At 27.6% G+C, this 16,569-nt stretch carries 17 protein-coding genes and 2 riboswitches; of the genes, 16 read left to right on the top strand and 1 reads right to left on the bottom strand.

The window, feature by feature from the left end:
• Position 1: 1 nt before the first annotated feature.
• The 8 genes from HMPREF0216_RS03035 to HMPREF0216_RS16235 all read left to right on the top strand — a co-directional run bounded on the left by HMPREF0216_RS03035 (position 2) and on the right by HMPREF0216_RS16235 (position 7,453).
• The gene (locus HMPREF0216_RS03035) at positions 2–385 is read left to right on the top strand and encodes a hypothetical protein (RefSeq protein ID WP_005210996.1); all 384 of its coding nucleotides are present in this window, start codon (positions 2–4) and stop codon (positions 383–385) included.
• A gap of 159 nt (positions 386–544) precedes the next feature.
• Complete coding sequence (locus HMPREF0216_RS03030) at positions 545–1,822, top strand: PTS sugar transporter subunit IIC (protein WP_005210995.1); 1,278 nt, start codon at positions 545–547, stop codon at positions 1,820–1,822.
• 96 nt (positions 1,823–1,918) lie between these two features.
• Positions 1,919–2,620, top strand: a complete 702-nt coding sequence (locus HMPREF0216_RS16240) for an alpha/beta hydrolase (RefSeq protein WP_005210994.1) — start codon at positions 1,919–1,921, stop codon at positions 2,618–2,620.
• A 155-nt stretch (positions 2,621–2,775) separates the two neighbouring features.
• On the top strand, positions 2,776–3,084 hold the full coding sequence (locus HMPREF0216_RS03020) for a PTS sugar transporter subunit IIB (RefSeq protein WP_005210993.1): 309 nt from the start codon (positions 2,776–2,778) through the stop codon (positions 3,082–3,084).
• 176 nt (positions 3,085–3,260) lie between these two features.
• Positions 3,261–4,355: a DUF871 domain-containing protein gene (locus HMPREF0216_RS03015; RefSeq protein ID WP_005210992.1), complete on the top strand. Its 1,095-nt coding sequence runs from the start codon at positions 3,261–3,263 to the stop codon at positions 4,353–4,355.
• A gap of 11 nt (positions 4,356–4,366) precedes the next feature.
• Positions 4,367–5,323: an N-acetylglucosamine kinase gene (locus HMPREF0216_RS03010; protein WP_005210990.1), complete on the top strand. Its 957-nt coding sequence runs from the start codon at positions 4,367–4,369 to the stop codon at positions 5,321–5,323.
• Between the two features lie 193 nt (positions 5,324–5,516).
• Positions 5,517–5,891: a hypothetical protein gene (locus tag HMPREF0216_RS03005; protein WP_005210988.1), complete on the top strand. Its 375-nt coding sequence runs from the start codon at positions 5,517–5,519 to the stop codon at positions 5,889–5,891.
• A gap of 275 nt (positions 5,892–6,166) precedes the next feature.
• Positions 6,167–7,453 (top strand): murein hydrolase activator EnvC family protein, encoded by a 1,287-nt coding sequence (locus HMPREF0216_RS16235; RefSeq protein ID WP_005210986.1) that lies wholly within the window; start codon positions 6,167–6,169, stop codon positions 7,451–7,453.
• Positions 7,454–7,548: 95 nt separating this feature from the next.
• Here the strand turns inward: HMPREF0216_RS16235 and HMPREF0216_RS02995 are convergent, their stop codons facing one another.
• On the bottom strand, positions 7,549–8,781 hold the full coding sequence (locus tag HMPREF0216_RS02995; RefSeq protein ID WP_005210983.1) for a cation:proton antiporter domain-containing protein: 1,233 nt from the start codon (positions 8,779–8,781) through the stop codon (positions 7,549–7,551).
• A gap of 48 nt (positions 8,782–8,829) precedes the next feature.
• A riboswitch (Fluoride riboswitch) is annotated at positions 8,830–8,902 on the bottom strand.
• 165 nt (positions 8,903–9,067) lie between these two features.
• Here HMPREF0216_RS02995 and HMPREF0216_RS02990 point away from each other — a divergent pair.
• The 8 genes from HMPREF0216_RS02990 to HMPREF0216_RS02960 all read left to right on the top strand — a co-directional run bounded on the left by HMPREF0216_RS02990 (position 9,068) and on the right by HMPREF0216_RS02960 (position 16,481).
• A complete protein-coding gene (locus HMPREF0216_RS02990) occupies positions 9,068–9,598 on the top strand; it encodes a phosphatase PAP2 family protein (protein WP_005210977.1) in 531 nt (176 codons plus the stop codon).
• A gap of 14 nt (positions 9,599–9,612) precedes the next feature.
• Positions 9,613–10,116, top strand: coding sequence for a DedA family protein (locus tag HMPREF0216_RS02985; protein WP_005210976.1), 504 nt, complete (start codon positions 9,613–9,615; stop codon positions 10,114–10,116).
• A 104-nt stretch (positions 10,117–10,220) separates the two neighbouring features.
• Positions 10,221–10,321: riboswitch (purine riboswitch) on the top strand.
• 118 nt (positions 10,322–10,439) lie between these two features.
• Entirely contained in the window at positions 10,440–11,009 is a 570-nt protein-coding gene (locus HMPREF0216_RS02980; protein ID WP_005210974.1) for a xanthine phosphoribosyltransferase, read from the top strand.
• A 289-nt stretch (positions 11,010–11,298) separates the two neighbouring features.
• A complete protein-coding gene (locus tag HMPREF0216_RS17470) occupies positions 11,299–11,460 on the top strand; it encodes a hypothetical protein (protein ID WP_005210972.1) in 162 nt (53 codons plus the stop codon).
• Positions 11,457–11,876, top strand: a complete 420-nt coding sequence (locus tag HMPREF0216_RS17465; RefSeq protein WP_083875372.1) for a YeeE/YedE thiosulfate transporter family protein — start codon at positions 11,457–11,459, stop codon at positions 11,874–11,876. The genes HMPREF0216_RS17470 and HMPREF0216_RS17465 overlap by 4 nt, the downstream gene beginning before the upstream one ends.
• 4 nt (positions 11,877–11,880) lie before the next feature.
• Positions 11,881–12,447, top strand: coding sequence for a YeeE/YedE thiosulfate transporter family protein (locus HMPREF0216_RS02970; RefSeq protein WP_005210969.1), 567 nt, complete (start codon positions 11,881–11,883; stop codon positions 12,445–12,447).
• 217 nt (positions 12,448–12,664) lie between these two features.
• Positions 12,665–14,428, top strand: coding sequence for an aminopeptidase P family protein (locus HMPREF0216_RS02965; RefSeq protein WP_040418690.1), 1,764 nt, complete (start codon positions 12,665–12,667; stop codon positions 14,426–14,428).
• Between the two features lie 340 nt (positions 14,429–14,768).
• Positions 14,769–16,481: a peptide ABC transporter substrate-binding protein gene (locus tag HMPREF0216_RS02960; RefSeq protein ID WP_005210966.1), complete on the top strand. Its 1,713-nt coding sequence runs from the start codon at positions 14,769–14,771 to the stop codon at positions 16,479–16,481.
• The last annotated feature ends 88 nt before the right edge of the window (positions 16,482–16,569 follow it).

Below are 16,569 nucleotides of genomic sequence, written 5' to 3'. Positions count from 1 at the left end.
AATGAGTAAAGAAAAGTTAACAAAAGGAAAAACAAGTATAATATCTAATCAAAAAGGTTTTAAAATGCCAGTAGGAGATATGAGAAAAACAAAAACTGATTACGATATTCCTACATTTGGTTTTAAAAGTGCTTTGTTGATAGTAGGAGCTGCTATAGTATCCACAATAGTTATACCTATGCTTTTACAATTTACTGGATTGAATTTTGAAGTGGTTGCTATAATAGCAAATACCTTAATTACAAGTTATGCTGTAGCATATTCAAGGTATTTTATTGAAAGTAAAAAAGGTTATTGCAAAAAGTTCTGGTATACATATTTAATTTTTGCAGTATCATTCTGCGTTATAGGGTTCTTATGGTTAATTATGAGCGTATATGTATAAATAAAAATACTTTTCAAAAGTTTTAGAAATAAAATTTCAAAAAAAATAGAAAAATTCCAAAAAAATATTGCAAACAATTTCATAAAGTGTTAAAATGAATTTGTAAATTGAAGAAAACAATTTCATAAAGTAATATAGATCGAACAAGGGGGAAAAAATATGTTAGAAAAATTAAGTACATTTTTAGATGAAAAGCTTTCAACACCAATGGCTAAATTAGCGGAACAACGTCACTTGAGAGCAGTAAGAGATGGTATAATTTCAACTTTACCACTTATAATAGTTGGGAGTTTATTCTTAATAATAGCACTGTTTCCATTTCCAGAAGGAACAGCTATAAAATCATGGTTAAGTGAGCATGCAGGAACTATTCTTTTACCATATAGAATGACAATGTATATAATGTCTTTATATGCTGCATGGGGAATAGGATATAGTTTATCTAAATCTTATAATCTTGATGGAGTTACTGGGGGAACTTTAGCAGCTACATCATTCTTATTAACTTTAGTTCCACAAACAGTTGAGGGTATGGGATGGGCAATGCCTATGGCTAACCTTGGTGGTGGAGGAATGTTCGTAGCAATTTTAGCTTCTATATTTGCAGTTGAAGTTTTAAGATTTACTAAAACTAAAAATATAGTTATAAAAATGCCAGAACAAGTTCCAGCATCAGTATCAAGAAGTTTTGAAGCTTTAACACCAGCAGCAATTATAATAACATTTTTTGCGATATTTACATATTTCTTAGGTATCGATTGGCATGGAATAATAGGAAAAGTAATATCACCATTAGTATCAGCAGCGGATAGTTTACCATCAGCTATATTTATTTCAACACTAATAGGATTTTTCTGGTCATTTGGTATTCATGGAATGAGTATTATAGGATCTTTAGCTAGACCATTATGGTTAACATTATTAGATAACAACTCAGCAGCAGTTGCAGCTGGACAGGCAGCACCACATATATTCCCAGAACAATTCTTCCAAGGATATGTATTTATCGGAGGAGCAGGTGCTACTTTAGGATTAGCAATACTTTTAGCTGTAAGAGCTAAATCACAATATGGTAAGATGTTAGGAAAAACTACAGTAATACCATCACTATTTAATATTAATGAACCAATTATGTTTGGTGCTCCAATAGTATTAAATCCAATATTAATAATACCATTCATAATTGCTCCAATAATTAATATAGTAATAGCATGGGGAGCAACAGTTTCTGGTATTGTACCATCAATGCACATAGCTGCACCATGGACATTACCTGCACCACTATTTGCTTGGATGGCAACAGGTGGTAGCTGGAAAGCCGCTATATTAGCATTAATTTTAGTATTTGTATCAATTTTAGTTTACTACCCATTCTTCAAAATGTATGATAAGAAATTATTAGCTGAAGAATTAGGTGAAGAAAACGAAGCAGCTTAGAAATAAAAAAGAAGGCTTTATAAGTCTTCTTTTTTTATATAATAAAATGTTTTTTAATAGAATAAATAAAAGAAAATAGCATGAGGAGTAATAAATATGATTACAACTGACTTTATATATTCGACAGCATTAGAAATGGATTGGTGTTTTACAGCTTATTATCCAGGGAATTATTTAAAAGAAAAAGAGTATGATGTAGTAATATTATTACATGGAACTAATGGAAATAATAGAACTTTAGTTGATAGAGTTCCAATGCAAGAAATAGTAGAGAAATATAAGAATAAAATAATTATATTACCAAATGGATTTAACTCTTATTATTTAGATAAAGTAGAAAAAGCTATAATAAATGATCTTATTCCATTTTTAATGCAAAATATTAATATTAGAGGCATTACGTTAGGTGGAGTATCAATGGGGGGATTTGGAGCTTTAAGGCTTTCATTAAAATATCCAGACCTATTTGAGAATATAATATTAATTTCGCCAGCAATATGGAATCCAGTACCACCAGAAAATTGTAGTGTTAGGCAGATGTGTGCCTTTGGAAGACCTTTTGATGAAGAAAAATGGATGAATAACAGTTGGTTTAAAAATATAAAAAATTTAAATAAAAATAAGTATATAGTAATTCATGGATTACAAGATGAAATAGTTGACATTTCAAATTGTTATAAGTTTGTAGATTACTGTAATAAAAATAATATTTATATAAAAGGTTATTATGTAGAAGGAAATCATGATAGTAAAGTTGTTGCTGAGGGGTTAAAGAAAAGTTTTGAAATAATATTTTAAAAGTGATAGATAAAAGTTAATGAAATAAAATTTCGTTAAAATTATAAAAAATATAAAAAATATATTGCAAACTAAGAAAAAAGAATTATAATTTAAGTAAGTTGAAAATGATTTCAAAAAGCTTAATTTAAAGCTTAATTTTAGGAGGACTAGAGATGAAAGTATTATTTGTTTGTTCACAAGGAATGTCAAGTGCCATAGCAGTAAATGCGTTAAAGAAAGAAGCAGAAAAGAACGGTGTTGAAATGGAAGTTCTTGCAGTAAGTACTCAAGAATTTGAGCAAGAAGTTAAAAATGGATGGGACGTATCAATGGTTGCTCCACAAATTAGACATAGATTTGACATATTAAAGGAAGCAGCAAGTAATGCTGGAGTTCCATGTGCCTTAATTCAACCGCAAGCTTACAGTCCATTAGGTGGACCAAAGCTATTTAAGCAAGTTAATGAAATATTAGGAAAATAATAAATGTTAAACATAAATAAGATTCTAAATATTTGATTTAATAAATGGAATTTACAACTTTAAGCCACAGAAAAAAGTTATTTCATAATTAATATAAAGTGATGAATATTTGTTCATCACTTTAATTATATAAAATACATATAATTAAAATTTTGAAATAAAAAAGGAGAACTAGGATGGGAAAATTAGGGATATCAATATATCAAGAAAAATCAACGGAAAGAGAAATTTTAGATTACATAGATAGAGCTGCAAAACAAGGATTTTCAAGAATATTCTCTTGTCTTTTATCAGTAGAAGAGAGCAAAAAAGAAATAGTAAGAAAATTTAAAGTAACTAATCAATATGCAAAAGAAAGAGGATTTGAAATAATTGTAGATGTGAGTCCAAGAATATTTGAAAACTTAGGAATTAGTTATAATGATTTAAGTTTTTTTAAGGAAATAGGAGCAGATGGATTAAGATTAGATGCAGGATTTACTGGTTCGGAAGAATCATTAATGACATTTAACCCACAAGGTTTAAAAATAGAAATAAACATGAGTAATAATACTCATTATATAGATACGATAATGGATTATATGCCAAACAAAGATAACTTAATTGGTTGTCATAACTTCTATCCCCACAATTATAGTGGATTAAACTTCGATCATTTTATGAAATGTACAGAAAATTTCACTAAGTATGGGTTAAGAACAGCTGCATTTATAACAAGCCAAAAAGAAGGTACATTTGGACCATGGCCTGTAGCATATGGATTACCAACTTTAGAATTACACAGAAATTTACCTATAGATGTTCAAGCTAAACACTTAATAGCTTTAGGAAATATTAATGATATAATTATTTCAAACTGTTATCCAACAGATGAAGAATTAGAATCTATTGGATCAATGAGAAAAGATATGGTTACATTTGATATAACATTAAATGAAAATACACCAGAAATTGAAAGAAAAATTCTTTTTGAAGAAATGCACTTTAATAGAGGTGATGTATCTGATAATTTCTTAAGATCTACTCAAAGTCGTGTTAAATATAAAGGTCACTATTTTGCATTATTTAATGCTCCAGAAATAATAAAAAGAGGAGATGTAATAATAGAAAGTAGTGAATATGGACATTATGCAGGAGAAGTTCAAATTGCATTAAATGATATGGTTAATAGTGGTAAATCAAATGTTGTAGGACACATAAGAGAAGAAGAAGTATTTATATTAGATTATATTAAACCATGGCAAAAATTCAGTTTTAAAGAAGCTAAATAAGGAGAAGTAATATGTATTTTTTAGGCGTTGATGGTGGAGGAACTAAGACTACCTTTACTTTAATAAATGAAAATGGGGAAGTTGTACATTCAATAACAAAGGGAACTTGTCATTTTAATCAGATAGGGTTTGAGGGGCTTGAAATTCTTCTAAAAATTGGCTTAAATGATATGATTGCTGAAGCTAATATATCTAAAGAAGAAATTAAACATTCTTTTTTAGGACTAGCTGGATATGGGAAGGTTCAAGAGGCTAAACCTAAAATAGAGGCTGCAGCAAAGGCGGCTTTTAAAGGTTTAGAATATACTGTAGATAGTGATATTAGAGTTGCTATAGCTGGAGCCTTAAGTGGAAAAGATGGTATAAATGTAATTGCAGGAACAGGATCAATTGGACTTTCTATAAATGGAGAAAAAATTAATAGATGTGGAGGGTGGGGACCTTCGGTTGGAGATGAAGGTTCAGCCTTTTGGATAGGAAAAAAATCTATACAAGTTTTTAGTAAAGAATGTGATGGAAGATTAGAAAAAGGTGCTCTTTATGATGTTTTTATGAAGGAACTTAATCTAGATGATGAAAATCAAATAATTACATTTTTGAATGAAGTTATCAAAAATGATAGAGGAGAAATTGCAAAACTTGCACGTTTTTGTTCTATAGCAGCTTTAGATGGTGATAAAAATGCTATAAATATTTTTAAAGAAGCAGGAGAAGAACTTGCTGAAATTATAAAAGTTCTTATAAGAAATTTTGACAAAAATGAAGTAGTTTTAGTTTCTTATACAGGGGGAGTATTTAAATCAGAAGAATTAATATTAAATCCTATAAGAACTGCTTTAATGAAATATAATATAAAACTTATACCACCGGTATTATCACCGCATTTAGGGGCTTGTTTACTTGCGTATATTAAAAGTGGGAATATAATAAGTCAAGCAATAATTAATAAAATGAAAGAATATGAATAATATAAAATCATTATAATTAATAAATTGTATAGATATAAATAATAATTAAAATAAAGGTTCACACACGATAAAAAGATGATTTCTGTTAAACTCAGAAATCATCTTTTTTATTTATTAATAAATTCCTACGTACTAACATGTTTGATATAATTAAACTAAATATAGAATGAATAATTGAAGGGAGAGGATAGATGTGGATAGAAGATTAATTTTAAAACTTATCGGTAAAAAAGATTCTGTTGATTTAGATGATTCAATTTATAATTTAAGAGAGATAGGTGAAGAAATAAGAGGGTTTGTTATATTAACTTCATCTGTTGATGATAATTTTGAAATAAGGAATAAAAGACGACTTGAATCTGTATTGAATATTATAAAACCTATATCTAATAAATTAAAAGATGACGATAATATTAAAGGATATACAAATAGTAAAAAATATTTAATAAAGTATTTAGATGATTTATGTATTAATATAGAAGGAATATTGTCTAATATAGATCGCTGTGATATTAAAAAATTAACTTATTATACCAATGTATTAATGGATTTAGTTTTAATATATTAAATTAGAAAAAATTGAAGTATAGATACTTTAAGAGGTAAAGGTTAACTAAGAATTAAATATAAAAAATAAAAGAATTAAAATCATATGTTAAAAATAACCTATATGTGAATTATATTCAATTGTAACTATCATTAAGCTAGTTTATAATATGATTACCTTAATAGTGATAAATTATTTAGAGACGTTAATTAGATAAAAATGTAGTTTTATCTAATTATAAAATATAAAACTTTTAGTAAAGTAATATAATAGATATATACATGGAGGGTTAAAAATTGCAACTAAAGAGAAAAATAGCAGGAATAATTGTTATATCGTTATTAGTAAATACTAGTTATGCTTTTGCAACATATACTAATTCACTTCAACAGGAAATGGATAGTAATAATGAGGCTATCAAAGATTTAGAAGAAAAAAGAAATGATATAAATGATGATATAGAAGAAAGACAACAAGAAGTTAGTAATATTCAAGCAAAAATTGACGCTCAACAAGCTAAAATAAATGAGGTTAACAATATTATATCTGAATATCAAGAACAAATTGATGAACTACAACACGAAATAGATAATGTAACAGCTGAAATTGAAGAGAGTCAAATTGAAATAGAAATGAGACAAGCTAACGCAAAAAAATTAGAAGAAGAAGAGATTAAAACAGAAGAATTATTAGATGCTAGAGTAAGAAGTGTTTATAAATTAAATTTAGCTAACCAATATATTTATATGATAATAACTAGTAAAAGTATAAGTGAGGTTTTTCAAAATTTAAATACAATAAGAAAAATATTGCAATACGATAAAGATTTAATCGCAAATTTGAAAGAAACTCAAAAAGAAATAAAGAATGAAATAGCAGCTATTGATGAAAAGATTAAAGAACAAGAAATTAATAAAGAACTAATTGAGGTAAAGCAAAAAGAATTAGTAAGTTCTCAAAATGAAGTATTGGCTAAAAAAGCTGAAGAACAAGGGTATTATGATGAACTTGCAGCAATGGAAGCAGAAAAGCAAGAGATGATAATTGCACTTGAAAATGATGGAATAGAAATAGATGAGGAAATTGATTCATTATTAGCTTACAATCAGGAGTTACAAGCACAGATAGATAGTATAATAAATAATATTAACAATGGTTCAGAAAATCAAGATAAGGTGGATCAACTTCCAAGCGAAAGTGGATTTTTGAGACCAGTTGGTGGAGAAATTACTACATATTTTGGACCAAGAATAAATCCAGTTACAGGTTTACCAGGTAATCATAATGGTATGGATTATGCAGGAAGTTTTGGAGAATCAATTTTAGCAACAAAGAGTGGTGTTGTTGAATATGTTGGTTGGATTGAAGGATATGGTAATACTGTAATATTAAATCATGGTAATGGAGTACAATCATTATATGGACATGCTCAAGGATTTAATGTGACATATGGACAAACTGTATCTCAAGGAGAGGTAATAGCTTTTGTTGGAAGCACAGGTCAAAGTACAGGACCACACTTACATTTTGAAATAATAGTTAATGGACAACGTGTAGATCCATATGATTATATCCCATACTAATAATATCTACTTATAAATATCAAATACTTTTAAAATAGGTGAAATTTCTTAATAATTTTGAAATTTCACCTGTTTTCATATTTAATTATAAATTTTTAAGCAATAATAGAGGATTCTTCAATACTTTGATTTAAGAACTTTGATGAGGTAAGTTTAATGCCTATTGCCCCAATAGGTGCAGTAATTAATACACTTAAGATTGCAATAGCCTGCATTATTTCACCACCTATAACTCCCATTTGAAGAGGGATTCCTGCCTTAGCAGATTGGACTGTAGCTTTTGGTAAGTAAGCTATTACACAAAATATTTTTTCTTTTAAAGTTAAATTTGTACCTATTAAAGAAATAAATACACCTATAGAACGAATAGTTAATGATAATATAAGCATTATTATACCAATTAATAAATATTCTCCGACTAAATGAGGATTTATCGCCATTCCAACAAAAGAAAATAAATATAATTTACCATATTTCCAAATTATATTTATTTCATCTTGAATTTTTTTAGCTAAATCCCCTAAATATGTTCTTAAAAAGAATCCATAAATCATTATAGTTAATAAGGAATTAAACATTTTAAAATTAAATTTATTTTCTATAAATCTAATAACTAGGCAGACAACTAATGAAAAAACCACTCTAATACTATTATTTTTAATAGAATTTAGTAGATTCTTAGTAATTAAAGCTAGTATCCATCCAACTAGTATACTTATAAATATAGTAAATGGAATTGAAATAAGTTCATTTATTATAGAAGATGATTGACCACTAATCCCAGACATATATATTCCTAAAAAAGTTGTAAATAGAGTTATTGCTACAGTATCATCAGCTGAAGCTCCAACTAAAAGCATTTGTGGAATTGCTTTATCTTGTCCTATTTTTCTGTTTATCAAATCTACCATAGATGGAACTAACACTGCAGGGCTTACGGCAGCTATTATAAAACCTAAAATTGCACCTTGAACAAAAGTAAATTTTAAAAATATCATTGATAAAATACTAATAGTAAGACCTTCAAGCGTAGCAGGAATAATACTTAATGCAATAGCTGGTCTACCTATTTGTTTCATTTGCTTTAGACTTATTCCAAGACCGCCTATAAATAAAACTGTTATTAAAGCTATATCCTTAATATATGGTGATATTTTTAAGGTTATATTTGGAACAATATTTAGAAAAGATGGACCTATAATCATTCCAAAAAAAATCATACCTATAAGTGAGGGCAATTTAATAAATTCTGTAAGTTTACCAGTGAGATTTGAAAAGATTCCAATTAAAATTAAGCTAATTATAATTACTAAAAAATTAATAAACATAATGACCTCCTAAAATAATAAAAAAAGCTAATGATTTCTACAACAAAAAAGGTTGTAGAAGTCATTAGCTTATTAGCGATTTTGATAGATATCAAGGGAGAACTTCATTCCCTATGTTTAATAATTATATCAAAATGAATTCAACACTTCAAGAGCTAAAAAGATATATAAATAGAGAGCGTAATAAGGTGAAAATTATTAATTTAGATATAAATACTAAGTGAATAGATGAATAGTATGTGGAAATAATAACTAGTATAAAAATTACTTTGAAAGTGAGCACATAATGAGAAAATATTTTAAAATAATTGATGAAAAAATTTTAAAATGGATAAATGTTAATTTAAGAAATAAATCTTTTGATAAGATAATGCCTATAATAACTGCAGCAGGAAATTTAGGAATAGTATGGGTTATTATTTCGGTATTTTTATTGGCTAAGAGAGATTATAGGTTATTAGGAAAAATGATAATTACGGCTCTTATAATAACAACAATTATAGGAGAAGGAATAATAAAACACATAATAAAAAGAGAAAGACCTTTTTCAAAAGATAAAGAAAAGCAATTATTAATAAAAAGACCAATTACATATTCATTTCCATCAGGTCATACAGCATCATCTTTTGCAGTAGCGGCCATTTTTATTGAAACAGAAAATGTAGCTTCTTTTGAAATAATAGTTTTGGCAAGTTTAATTGCTTTTTCTAGAGTTTATTTAGGAGTACATTATCCTTCAGATGTTATTGGTGGAGGAATAATAGGTTTTTTTTGTGGAGTTTTAACAGTTGTATTGTTTTTGGGGAAGGTATATTAACGAGGAAGATAAAAATGAACAATATACAAAATGTATTAGAGTATTTTAGTAGGTATGGATATTTATTTTTAGGAATAGTAGTTTTTTTGGAGTATTTAAACTTACCAGGGTTACCAGCTGGAATAATAATGCCAGCTGCAGGAATTTTAATTAAATCAGGTAATTTAAATCTTTTTATTACAATAATTATTTCGATTGTTGCCGGATTACTTGGTAGTTTGGTTTTATATGCATTAGGGCATTACTTTGGAAGACCCATAATAGGTAAATTTGAAAAAAAGTTTCCTAAATCAAAAAATGCTATAGATAAAACATTTAAATGTATAAATAAATATGGGAATAAAGGAATATTAATTTCTAGAATTATTCCTGTGGCACGAACATTGATATCATTAGTAGCAGGGGCATTTGATGTTGATTTTATAAAGTTTATAATTTACTCAACTATAGGAATAGCAATTTGGAATTGTGCATTTATATATTTAGGATATGCATTTGGACATTTATTTTTGAAATAGTACGAATTAGAAAAATTATTTTGTGATTTTAAAGTTAAGTAAAGAATTTTAAATACAAATAAAAATTATATTTACAATAAAAATGTTCGTGATATAATAGTAATATACATATATTACAAAAAACTCGTATAAATCGGTAATATGGTCCGAGTGTTTCTACCTGCTAACCGTAAAATAGCAGACTACGAGGATCTGTTATAAATATTTTATAAATATTTGCAAAGAAGCAGCACCTCAATTTTGTTTGAGGTGCTGCTTTAGTTTAATAAAAAACAATTTATAGAAATGAATTTGTTTAGAATCATATAAGGAGAATTTGGATAATGGAGATTTTAAAAGAACGTATTTTAAAAGAAGGTCGTGCATTAAGTAAAGTAATATTGAAAGTTGACTCGTTTTTAAATCATGGTGTAGATGCTAGACTTATGTATGAAATAGGAGAAAATTTTAAAGAGTATTTTAAAAACCATGGTGTAACAAAGATATTTACTATAGAAAGTTCTGGTATAGCACCAACTGTAATGACAGCAATGCAAATGGAATTACCTATGGTTATATTAAAAAAGCAAACTTCAAAAGTTTTAAATAATAATGTATATCAAACAACAGTACATTCATTTACAAAAGATTTAGATTATGAATTAACTTTATCTAAAGATTTTATAAATGAAAATGATAAGGTATTAATTATAGATGATTTTTTGGCAAATGGTGAAGCTGCACTTGGAGCTATAAGATTAGTTGAAGAGGCTGGAGCTAAAGTTGTAGGTTTAGGAATTGTTATAGAGAAGTCATTTCAACCAGGAAGAGATTTATTAAATAAGAAAGGCTATGATGTTTATTCTTTAGCTAGAATTTCTAGATTAGATAAAGGAGTCATTGAGTTTATTTAGGGTAATATTGAGAAAGAGTTAATATATAATTTAATTTAATATTTATAAAAAGAGTGTTAGTTTTAGATATTTTCTTTAACTAATGCTTTTTTATTTTATAATTTCAAAATTACGTATTAACGCTAATAAAAATATTTTAATTATTAATAATATAAATATGAAAAATAAATAAATTTCTACAAGTATTGTTATAAATGTGATTTAATCACTAATTTTAATTAAAAATTAATTTATACTAAGTCAGAGATATTAAAAAATATTATTTATGAATTTTTGGGAGGAGTAGTATATGAAAGATAATTCATGGATGAAAGGTGCAATAATATTAGGATTATCATTTTTTCTTGCTATATTTATTGTAAAACCTGTAGGAGTTTCAACTCAATTTTCAGTTTTATCTGGAATAATTCAAAGTAGTATAGAGAAGGACATAATTATACCAGACCCATAAGAGAAAGTGGTTATAGAAGTACTAATGCTTATTATGACAAAGATGATGGAAAAATAGCTGAAGAAATAAAAAGACCTTTAAACTATAGCAATGTATTTGTATTGTCAATACCTATTGGAAGTCTTATAGGTTTTTTACTATTAAAAAATAAAACTAAAAAAAGAAGAGATGATGAAAAAGTTGAAAATTGTGAAATAGGAAAAAATAGACCGATATTAAGCACTTATATAATACCTTTTATAGGTGGATTCGTATTATTATTTGGAGCTAGAATGGCAGATGGATGTACCAGTGGTCATATGATGAGTGGTATGATGCAAGGTAGCGTCAGTGGATATATATTTGCAGCGGCGGCTTTTGCAACTGCCATTCCAACAGCTTTGATAGTTAAGAAACTGAAAAATAGGAGGGCTTAATATAATGAATATTAACATTTTACTTGCAATATTATTAGGTGGATTTTTTGGCTTTGCATTATATTATGTAGGGGCAACAGGATTTAGTAATATATCTAAAATGCTTAGACTAGAGGATTTATCATTAGCAAAAATTATTTTATTTGCTATAGGATTATCAAGTACATTATTATCAATGTCTGCTCTATTAGGTATATTTAATGTTTCACATTTAAGCGTTAAATCAATGAATCTTGGTGTTATTATTGGTGGACTTATATTTGGAGTTGGATTTGGTGGTGCTGGAACATGTCCAGGTACTTGTGTAGGTTCTATAGGAGGAGTATTTGGAATTAAGAAAGCTATAAGTGCAATTATAGGTGGATTGCTAGGTGCATTTACATTTTCCATGACTTATGGTGCATTTAAAGATATGGGACTATTTAACACCTTAGATTACGGTAAAATAACTTTATTTAATATAAGTGATAAATATCCATCTGTTTTTGAAAGTGGATATATTGGATTATTAATTGTAGGAATATTGTTTATGATAGGCGCTTATTTTATGCCAAAAAGAATTTTAAAATAAGCTAGAAAACAAATAGAAATAAGACTTATAAAATTGGATAAGAAAATAAAAATATAGAACCGAATTAGATAATTATATTTAATTTGGTTCTATATTTTTTTATTGAAATATTAAATATGTTTAAATAAAAATAACAAAGATAAACTAAGAAAGAATTATATCTTGTAACAAATAGAAAAATATGGGTATAATTATTTCAAATAGAGGAGGTAGAAAAATGGATAAATTATTAGAATTAAGAAAAATTATGAATATTAAAGGAATAAATCATTACATAATTACAAGTAGTGATCCTCATCAAAGTGAATATGTTGCTGAATATTACAAAGGGAGAGCTTATATATCAGGGTTTACTGGATCAGCCGGAACCCTTTTAGTATCAGAAGATTCAGCAAAGCTTTGGACCGATGGAAGATACTTTATACAAGCAGAAAATCAATTAAAAGGTACTGGAATTGATTTAATGAAAATGAATGAAAAAGGTTATCCAACTTTAAATGAATGGATAGAAAATAACGTTAATGAAAATGAAAATGTAGGTTTTTATGGAAGTTGTTATAGTTGCAATGACTATAAAAAATTATTAGAAATATCAAGAAAAAACAAATTTAATATAGCAATGGAAGAAGATTTATTGCAACAAGTTTGGGAAAATAGACCGAGTTTACCTAGTGATGAAATATTCCTTCATGATTCAAAATTTGCAGGAAAAACTGCAAGTGAAAAAATAAAAGAAGTTAGAGAAAAGATGGAAAAGTTAAAGGCAGAGAATTATATAATTTCATCTTTAGATGATATAGCGTGGTTATTTAATATACGAGGAACTGATGTTAAATTTACTCCAGTAGCAATTTCTTATGCTTTAATAAGCAAAACAAAGGCTAAATTATATATAGATATTAATAAAGTTAATACTAAAGTAAAAGAAAATTTAAATTCTGAAGGGATAGAAATTATTGACTATAGTTTAATAATTGATGATATAAAAGAGATAAAAGATTCAATTTTAATAGATCCAGCAAAAACAAATGCAAGAATTTATTCAAATATAAACCCAGAGGTAAAGATTATTGAGGGTACTAATATAACTACTACCTTAAAAGCTATAAAAAATAAGGTTGAAATAAGTAATATAGAAAAGTCTCAAGTAAGAGATGGTGTTGTAATGGTCAAATTTATTAAGTGGCTTAGAGAAAATATAGGAAAAGAAAAAATTACTGAAATTTCATCAACTAATAAGTTATCTGCTTTAAGAGCTACAGCAGAAAATTCTAAAGGGGATAGTTTTGAAAGTATTGCTGGATATAAAGATCATGCTGCTATGATGCATTATTCTGCAACTGAAGAAAGTAATTATGAGCTTAAAGAAGAAGGGCTATTCTTATTAGATTCAGGTGGACAATATTTAGATGGAACTACAGATATTACAAGAACATTTGCTTTAGGAAATTTAACTGATGAAGAAAAGAAAAATTATACATTGGTTTTAAAAGGACATATTGGATTAGCAAAAGCTAAGTTCTTAAAAGGTGCAAATGGTTCTACACTAGATATTTTAGCAAGAAAACCATTATGGGATGAGGGATTAGATTATAAGTGTGGTACTGGTCATGGAGTAGGATTCTTTTTAAGTGTTCATGAAGGCCCACAAGGTATTAGACCTTATGGAAATACTGTTACTTTAGAACCAGGAATGATAATTACAAATGAGCCAGGAGTTTATAAAGAAGGAAAGTATGGAATAAGAATTGAAAATACACTTTTAGTTGTTAAAGATAGAGAAACTGAAAGTGGAGAATTCTACAAATTTGATACTATATCATATTGTCCAATAGATTTAAATGCAGTTGTAGTAGATATGTTGACTGAAGAAGAAAAAAATTGGCTAAATAATTATCATAAAACTGTTTTCGAAAAGCTTAATTCATATTTAAGCAAAGATGAAGTTGAATTTTTAAAACAAGAAACAAGAGAAATTTAGAAAACTTATTTTTAAAACAAACATATTTATTTAAAGTTATAAGCGAGACGGACAGATACTGAAAGTGACAAAAAGCACCTAAAAAAGTGTCCGTGTCACACGGTACTAATTATTGAACTAGTTTGAGAAAATAAAATTATAAAATGATAATAATTCTATAAAATTAGTAAATAAGCCAAAATAGTAATAAATTGATAAAAAATGTATTGACAAGTTTTTAATATAGTTCTAAAATTTATAAATAATTAACAAAAATATATTTTTGAGGTAAAATTTAGTCAAAAAATCTATTATTAAAAAAAATAATAGTATTAAATAAAATTAATTGGGGGGAAATATTATGAAAAGAAAAAGACTTTTAGGTATGTTAATGGCATCTGTCTTAACATTATCGATTTTTGCCGGTTGTGGAAATAAAACAACTAATGAAGGTAGTGCAGATAATAACGCATCACAAACTCAAACATCGGATTCAGAACAAGTATTAAACTTAATTATGCTTGATCCGTTAACTTGGGATGTTAATGCATGTTATGATTCAAACTCAACTACAGTATTAGGGGCAGTATACGAAGGGCTAGTTAGAATATCAAACGATGGAACTAAAGATACTATTGAACCAGCAGGAGCAGAAAGCTGGGAAACATCAGAAGATGGATTAGTATGGACATTTAAATTAAGAGATAATAAATGGTCAGATGGAGAAGATGTTGTAGCTCAACATTATGTTGATTCTGTAATCAGACTATTAAATGCAGAAAGTGCTTTCCCATATGCATTCTTTGGATTTGATATAAAGAATGGTGAAGCTTTCTATAATGGAGAAGCTACTGCTGATGAAGTTGGAATTAAAGCTTTAGATGAAAAGACATTAGAAATTACTTTAGAAAATCCAGTACCATATTTCTTATCTAAATTATCATATACAGTATTTAAGCCAGTTAGATTAGACGTAATTGAAGCTGCTGGTGATGCTTATGCTACAGATTACACTAAGGGTGTATTCAATGGACCTTTCGTAATTGAAGGATATGAAAGTGGAAACTATATTAAATTCGCTAAAAATGAAAATTACTGGGATTCAGAAAATGTTAAGTTAGAAACAGTTAACATGACTGAAATAAAAGAGTTTGCAACTCAAGCTCAATTATTTGAAGCTAAGCAATTAGACGTTAGTGGTGCAACTAATGAATATGTTGAAAAATGGATGAAGGCTGCTGAAGAAGGACAATTCCAAGCTAACATTAGTGAAGCACCATCAGTATTCTATATTGAATTTAACCAAGTTAATGGTGGATCTACTGGATTAATGTCAAACCAAAAAGTTAGACAAGCTATTGCTTATTCTTTAGACAGAGAAGAATTAACTAGTGAATTATATGGAAGATATACTCCAGCTTATGGATTTGTACCAGGTGTTATTAACATAGGTGATGATCTTTATAGAGATGTAGTAGAAGAGCCAATGAAAGCACCATCAGAAAAATATAACACTCCAGAAGCTTTACAAGCTTTATTACATGAAGGTCTAAAAGAACTTGGTAAAGATACAGATGACTTAAGCACAATTGAAATTACTTACTTAACTTATGGTGATAGTGAGTTAGAAAAGCAAAGACAAGAATGGTGGAAGCAACAAATTGAAAATAACTTAGGAATCAAAGTTAATGTTCAAGTTGAAGGTGACTACGCATTATTCACAGCTGCTAAAAATCAAAATAAGCATGATATCTTAATGAGTGGTTGGACAGCAGACTACAATGACCCAATGACATTCTTAGATATGTGGGTTACTGGTGGAAGCAACAATTCAGTTGGTTACTCAAGTGAAGAATATGATACATTAATTAACTCATTAAAGACAGAAAATGACGAAGAAAAGAGAAAAGAAACTTATGCTAAAGCAGAAGAAGTATTATTAAGTGATATGGCTATAGCACCATTATTCTACAGAGATAATAGAAGCTTTAAGCATAACTATGTTAAAGATTTCCAAATGCCAGTATTTGGGCCAAGCTATGAATTTAGATGGGCACATATTGAAGGTAAATAGGAAGTTAAGATTTTAAACTAAAAAAACAAATAATCTTAAAAGGCTGTGCATGATTTATTTGCATCAGCCTTATTTCTTAAATAAGCGA

Source organism: Clostridium celatum DSM 1785 (assembly GCF_000320405.1).
GTDB lineage: Bacteria > Bacillota > Clostridia > Clostridiales > Clostridiaceae > Clostridium > Clostridium celatum.
Note: the sequence above shows the minus strand (reverse complement) of the source record. Positions and strands in the feature narration are given on the sequence as shown.